The sequence below is a fragment of the Ilumatobacter sp. genome, from assembly GCF_041688325.1.
Classification (GTDB): Bacteria; Actinomycetota; Acidimicrobiia; order Acidimicrobiales; family Ilumatobacteraceae; genus Ilumatobacter_A.
Genome location: NZ_JBDNIJ010000046.1, coordinates 1 through 5,942, shown reverse-complemented (window position 1 = coordinate 5,942; position 5,942 = coordinate 1). Strand labels below are relative to the sequence as shown.

7 protein-coding genes are annotated in these 5,942 nt (G+C 63.1%); 5 read left to right on the top strand and 2 right to left on the bottom strand.

The genetic code is table 11. The features are described 5' to 3' along the window. Positions 1 to 65 precede the first annotated feature (65 nt). Positions 66 to 404 (bottom strand): helix-turn-helix domain-containing protein, encoded by a 339-nt coding sequence (locus ACH2EI_RS03610; RefSeq protein ID WP_395156378.1) that lies wholly within the window; start codon positions 402 to 404, stop codon positions 66 to 68. 288 nt (positions 405 to 692) lie between these two features. Between ACH2EI_RS03610 and ACH2EI_RS03605 the strand changes: the two genes are divergently transcribed. The 4 genes from ACH2EI_RS03605 to ACH2EI_RS03590 all read left to right on the top strand — a co-directional run bounded on the left by ACH2EI_RS03605 (position 693) and on the right by ACH2EI_RS03590 (position 4,029). Further along, entirely contained in the window at positions 693 to 1,016 is a 324-nt protein-coding gene (locus ACH2EI_RS03605; RefSeq protein WP_395156380.1) for a DUF1778 domain-containing protein, read from the top strand. Continuing rightward, a complete protein-coding gene (locus ACH2EI_RS03600) occupies positions 1,013 to 1,531 on the top strand; it encodes a GNAT family N-acetyltransferase (protein WP_395156382.1) in 519 nt (172 codons plus the stop codon). Before ACH2EI_RS03605 ends, ACH2EI_RS03600 begins: the two co-directional genes overlap by 4 nt. Positions 1,532 to 2,547: 1,016 nt before the next feature. Then, positions 2,548 to 3,594, top strand: coding sequence for a tyrosine recombinase XerC (gene xerC / locus ACH2EI_RS03595; protein ID WP_395159149.1), 1,047 nt, complete (start codon positions 2,548 to 2,550; stop codon positions 3,592 to 3,594). Between the two features lie 138 nt (positions 3,595 to 3,732). Further along, a complete protein-coding gene (locus tag ACH2EI_RS03590; protein WP_395157196.1) occupies positions 3,733 to 4,029 on the top strand; it encodes a nucleotidyltransferase family protein in 297 nt (98 codons plus the stop codon). A 140-nt stretch (positions 4,030 to 4,169) separates the two neighbouring features. On the opposite strand, the gene ACH2EI_RS03585 is transcribed toward ACH2EI_RS03590, so the two are convergent. Further along, a complete protein-coding gene (locus ACH2EI_RS03585; RefSeq protein WP_395159147.1) occupies positions 4,170 to 4,889 on the bottom strand; it encodes an NYN domain-containing protein in 720 nt (239 codons plus the stop codon). Positions 4,890 to 5,325: 436 nt separating this feature from the next. Here ACH2EI_RS03585 and ACH2EI_RS03580 point away from each other — a divergent pair, with 436 nt between their 5' ends. Next, complete coding sequence (locus ACH2EI_RS03580) at positions 5,326 to 5,727, top strand: relaxase domain-containing protein (RefSeq protein WP_395159145.1); 402 nt, start codon at positions 5,326 to 5,328, stop codon at positions 5,725 to 5,727. Positions 5,728 to 5,942: the final 215 nt, after the last annotated feature.

Sequence of the window (5,942 nt, the reverse complement as noted above, 5' to 3'; positions counted from 1 at the left end):
CTGCACCAACCCGCACAACTCGGCGTTGATCGCCAAGCGCCGCAGCTTGGGTCGCGGGCGACGCGTCAGCATCCGCTGTTGAGCGGCGTGCCGCCGTACTCGCCCGAGGCTTCGGCGTTGCGCAGAACCTCACGGCACACCGTCGACACGCTGCGTCCCAGCTCGCCAGCAATCGGCCGCTTCGAACGACCAGCCCGGACCCCATCCGCGATCACGATTCGTTCCTGATCGGACAAATACCGCCCAGACCCATCCGCCGCCGATCCTGGAGGAACGATCGGGTCAGAGCGATACTCGCCACGCTTCGCGTCGTTCACGATCCGACCAGGCCGCCACCGCTGCTCAGTCTTGCGGTTCACCCCGACCTGCCTGCACGCCGCGCTGTTCTGCATTCCTTGGCTCATCAACTGAACGTACAAGTCCCGTTTCGCCGTCAACGGAATCGGTCCACGCTTCCAGTTCTTCTTCGACATCGACACACCCGATCATGGTTGGGTGTAGCCACGACCCCCCCCGAATCCGCCCCCGAGCACTCAGGCTCCAAGTGGGGCCAAATCATCTGAGCACACCCAGTAAAGAAGGCTCAAGGTTGCTCCCGAAAGGTTCGATAGTGGTGCACAATGTACATACAAGTCACTTGGAGGGTAATCAGCTTGTGTGTACAGTGTGCACCACCACCACGGAGGAACATTGTGACCACCACCGGTACCACCGAGATCGAAACCGCTGAAGCGAACCGCCAGTCGAAGGATTCACGGCTCAACCTCAGGGTGTCGACCGCACAGGAACAGATCATCCGACGCGCAGCGGCTGCGACCGATCGAAGCGTGACCGACTTCGTGCTCGATAGTGCCACAGAACGCGCCGAAGCCGTCCTCGCTGAGCGCCGGTGGTTCATCCTGTCCGAGGACGAGTTCAGCCGCTTCGAGGAGCTGATCGAAGCACCGTTCGAACCATCCGAGGCACTGCGCTCGTTCCTAGCCACTCCGCCCGCTGTCGACCTTTCCGATCTGTGAGCGAATGGCCAGCCGGGGAGCCGGAGAAGCTGACGGCGGGCCATGAAACCGGTGAGTTCTCGTCTGGGGCAGATGAGCTGGATGAGTGGTTGCGTGAGCGAGCCCTGAAGGGTCAGGAAGTCGGCAATGCCAGCGTCTTCGTGATCGCGAAGGAGCAGCGCGTGCTGGGCTATTACGCACTGGCCTCGGCAGGAGTGGAGCCGAGGGACGTGCCGGGCAAGGTGCGCCGCAATGCGCCATCCCCGGTGCCAATACTTCTACTCGCACGGCTGGCAGTGTCCCAGCACGCTCACGGCCGAGGCCTTGGTCGGCTCCTGCTGCGAGATGCCATGCTCCGCGCGATCCGTGTCTCGGAAGACATTGGTTTTCGTGCTCTGCTCATCCATTGCCGTGACGAGAGCGCACGGGACTTCTATTGGTCCGTTGTCCCGCAGTTCATGGATTCCCCGACGGAACCGCTGCACCTGCTGCTGCCTTTGACCGCACTCGTTGCGGCCGCGGAGTCTTCGGCCTGATTCCAACCGTTCGCGGAGAGCGAGAGCGGCCTCGAAGGTTGTTGCCTCGCAGAGTTCGAGGCCACCATCGGTGAGTATCCACAACAGCGCTGGCTCGTCGTCGCGTCCGAGAGCAAGGTCGACCAGGACACGGGCCTCGTTCAGGTTGCCGAGCGTGAACTGGGTGCCGGCGAGGTTGCACGCAGCGACGGCCCTCGTGAGTCCGGCATCGATTGCGTTCCTGAGGATGTCACTCGCACGCGCCGGTTCGTCTGGAACGAGGCAGAATACGAGATTGTTCCGCGGCACCTACTCAGACGACCGAGGTGCACTGGCGAGCATCTCCTCGAACAGTGCCGCAGCGAGCGCGGATTCTCCCCGTAGCAGCAGTCAGGAAGACCTGACGCTTGAACTTGGTGATTGGCAAAGCGAATCGGTTGGGGGCGCACTCATTTGGTAGGGGGTCGTTGCGTCCGAAAGGTCTGTCGGCTGGTGTCGAGGTTGTCGCGACCAGCAGCCAGGCAGCGCGGTGACGGACCGCCATCGCGCATCCAGCGTCGGCGAGCCCTGCGCCGTCTGTTACCGGCGTGCTCGTCCATCGGGTGGTGAGCTGATTCCGTGGTAGCGGCAGTGTCGTGTTTCTCAAGTCGGTGAAACCGCTTGGACCTCCCCCTCAAGAACGATGACCTCGGACTGGAGTCGTCGGGCGCGCACCCCATTCTCGAACCCATACCCGGAGTCAGCGTGGAGCGTGCGGCCCGTGCCATTGGCGTGCCAGTAAGGGAGGGCAACAGCGGTCAATACCGGTGAACAGCGTGTTGTTCAGGATCGGGATCATCCCAGCGTAATGGCTATATGCAGGTGCTATGCGGGTCTTCGTGGCCTGCTTTGCAAGCAGGGGGTCGTGGGTTCGATTCCCATCGTCTCCACCATCAAAGCCCCTGGTAGCAGCGCTGCCGGGGGCTTTTTGGTTCCTGGGGTCTGGGGGCTTGCCACATCAGTTGCACATCAAGCAGCGGTTCTCTATGGTCGACAGAGTGGGGCTACGGAGAGCATTCGGGACGACGCGCAAGCACCGATCGGGTCGTTGGGGTGCCGAGTACACCCACCCGATCTCGCGGGAACGTGTGCTGCCGGGCCACTCGTTTCGGACCAAGGCCGATGCCCTCAAGTGGCTCGCCACGGCGGAGGTCGATCTTGACCGGGGCCAGTTGCTCGACCCGAGCGGTACGAAGCAGACGTTCGAGTCGTACGCGACGACCTGGCTCGCCGGGCGAAACGATCTCCGGCCTAAGACGCTGTTGCTGTACGACTACCTGTTGCGCGTTCACCTGCTTCCGCATCTCGGCGAGGCGCCGATGGGCAAGATCGATCCGGCCACGATCCGTCGATGGCATGGGACCGTCAGTGCCGGCGATCAGAGCGCAGTGACGACTGCCAAGGCGTACCGGTTACTCCGTCAGATCATGCAGGCCGCCGTTGATGACATGTTGCTGCGCGCCAACCCCTGCACCCTGAAGAACGTTTCTGTCGAACACAGCGCGGAACGTGCGACGCCATCGATCGACGAAGCAAGGCGAATAGCCGACGCGATCAAGCCGGAGTACCGCCTGATGGTCATGCTTGCTGCGGTCGCTGGCCTTCGACGCGGCGAGTGCCTCGCGCTTCGGCGCCGGAACCTCATCGAGACCAACGGAATCTGGACTGTCGTCGTCGACGCATCGATTGTGTTCGTGAAGGGCGAGGCGATTCTTCAACCCCCGAAGACGAGCGCCGGCGTGCGTCGACTCACACTCCCGGCCGTGCTGGCGACGGTGGTCGAGGAGCATGTAGCCACATACGGTCCGTTCAAGCCAGACGACCTGGTCTTTGTCGATCGGCGGACGGGTGAGACGCCGACGGTGACGGTGTGGCGGCGGGTGTGGCTCCACGCCCGCGACGCCCCAGGTCGCGTACACGTTCCACGATCTACGCCACCTTGCCGGCACGCTCAACGCCACGGCCGGCGCAAGCATCCGGGAGTCGATGGCGCGAATGGGCCACTCGTCGCCGAGGGCTGCGCTGCGTTACCAGCACCTGGTTGAGTTGCGCGACGCCGAAGTGGCGTCGTCGATCGACCGGTTGTTCGACTGAGACCGACGAGCAACGTGTAGCTGGTCGCTGACGTGATTTGATTGCGCATCCCGCACCTCGCCGGTGTGGCGCCGATCTAGCATGACCTCGTGAGCGCTCCGGTTCTGACCGATGTGCGGAGATACCGCGATGAGATCTGCGCTCTGGCTCGCGCTCGCGGAGCGTCGCGGGTCCGAGTGTTTGGTTCGGTAGCGCGTGGCGACGCGATCGAAACCAGCGACATTGACTTCCTCGTTGACCTCGACGAGGGCCGCGGGTTGCTCGACCTTGGCGGCTTACTGATGGACCTGCAGGATCTTCTTGGACATCCTGTGGACATCGTCACCGAGTCGGGGATGAGGCCACGTGTTTGCCAACGAGTGTTGGTCGACGCGGTCGAACTGTGAGGAATGACGATGACTCTGAACGGTCCTCGATGCGTCGCGCGTTGACAAACACGACGGAGCTGGGCAAACTGTTTACATATCCACTCACCTGCTTCGCCGGGTGAGCCCGAGGCCCGCCGCGAGGCGGGCCTCTGTGATTTTCAGGTGTCCCAGGCCCGAGGTCGATGGACCTGAGCGCCCTTCTCTGTGAACACCGTTTTCGGCATCTGGCACTTTTCCACGCTCTTGGCGCGAAAGGGAATTTCGAAGCTCGCCACATCCTTGAGGCGCCTATTCGTCGCCTGAGGCTGAGGATTCACGAGACCAACGCTGCACCCAGATTCGACCGCCTTGCGGATCGCGTCTTCGAGGTCGGAATCGTTGGTGATCACGAGCGCCTTGTCGCATTCGTCATCGCCGAAGCAGTCCCAGAGCAGCTGGACGGCCAGGTTCACATCGGAGCCCTTCTCTTCCCGATGGACAACGCGGGCAGCCGAGAACGGGACAGTTCGACGTTGAATCGAATCGGTCCACATGTCGTCGGCGTCCGCATGGGGTTGGAGTTCGGGGCGGAGCAGGTCGGAGATCGATCGGTTGCGATCGTCGAGGGGGCGCCACTTCGAGGCTGATCGAAAGTGCCCGAGTACGACATCGATCTTCGGATTCGATCGGATCGCACGCAGGAGCAGGCTCTGATGGTGCGGAGCCTTGTCACCTGGATATCGCTCAGAAACCTTCGCCGTGAAGTACTTGATCCGACCGATCTCATCATTGGGTACGAGTAACCGACTCAAGGCCTCGAAGTCGACCCATTTGAAGGCGGTGCCCTTCACGGCACCGAAGTAGAAATTGAATCCATCGATGTACACGTTGGTCGCCACGATGTCCAGGCTATGAAGCCCAGTCCTCAACGGCTGCGAAGCAGCCGATGATCCGGCTGCGGGCACCTGGTCACAACCGGTAGCGCACAAGCGTCCCGAACTCGCGGTGTCGCTGCCTTTACAGAGGTATGGATGACAATCAAGGGTCGAAGGTTTCGTGGTCGGTGCTGCCACTTCGGGCAAAACGGAGTGGGGCGAGTTCGGTCAGCGGGTTGGTGCGGCAAGAGCAGGGCGCGTGGTGTGCGGGCAGGGCTCCGCGGCGGTCCGCCCGTCCAGATCGTGTGGGATCGGAGGTCGGGTTTGGCATGTCGTGTGTTGGGGTGGTGGGAGGGCATACACCCTTGCAGGTTCCTCTTCGAGGAACCTGCGGGCCGCACAGCAGGCCCGATCCCGACTTTCGGGTCGCGGATCCGGCCTCGGCGCGATCGGGTCTGTCATGCGGCTGACCGTGACGCCGCTCGGGGCTTCGGGACGGCCTGCATCCGGCGTCGCAGGGGCCGTCGTCGACTACCTCGAAGGCGAAGCCGGCGATCGCGGTCCGTCGCTGTTAGGCGGATCGATTGAGAACACAGGTGCGTACTACGCGGACTCGATCGAGGGGCCGGGCCGGTGGCTCGGAGCGGGCGCGGCGTTCCGAGACCTTGACGGTGTTGTTGGTCGTGACGAGTTTCAACGGGTGCTCGAAGGCCGCCACCCGCTGACCGGCGAGCGGCTCGTCACCGCACAAGGGTCCTCGCAGCGGGGACATCTCTCGGTCGGAACCGCGGCGCGTACCGACGAGTCGGGCACCGTCCAATACACGGTTCGAGACGTAGCCCGACTGGCACTGTTGCGTTGATCGAACGCGGGGCGCGTCGCACCGCCGTGGCGTCTGCCTTGCGGTCAGATCGTTGCGCTGAGTTCGTCGAATGCTGCCGCGACGCGTCGATGCTCGGGGCGGGCTTCGACACCGAGTTCGTCGTGGCCGCGTCTCAGGTTCTGGATGAACGCGTGCCCGCGGATCACGACACTCGCGGTCCGGTCGGTTCGTAGACCGCGCATTGGCCGGAGTCT

Bases quoted from the DNA above. Each gene is read 5' to 3' on its own strand.
- ACH2EI_RS03610 (WP_395156378.1), bottom strand. From the start codon at position 404: ATGAGCCAAGGAATGCAGAACAGCGCGGCGTGCAGGCAGGTCGGGGTG.
- ACH2EI_RS03580 (WP_395159145.1), top strand. From the start codon at position 5,326: ATGCGGCTGACCGTGACGCCGCTCGGGGCTTCGGGACGGCCTGCATCC.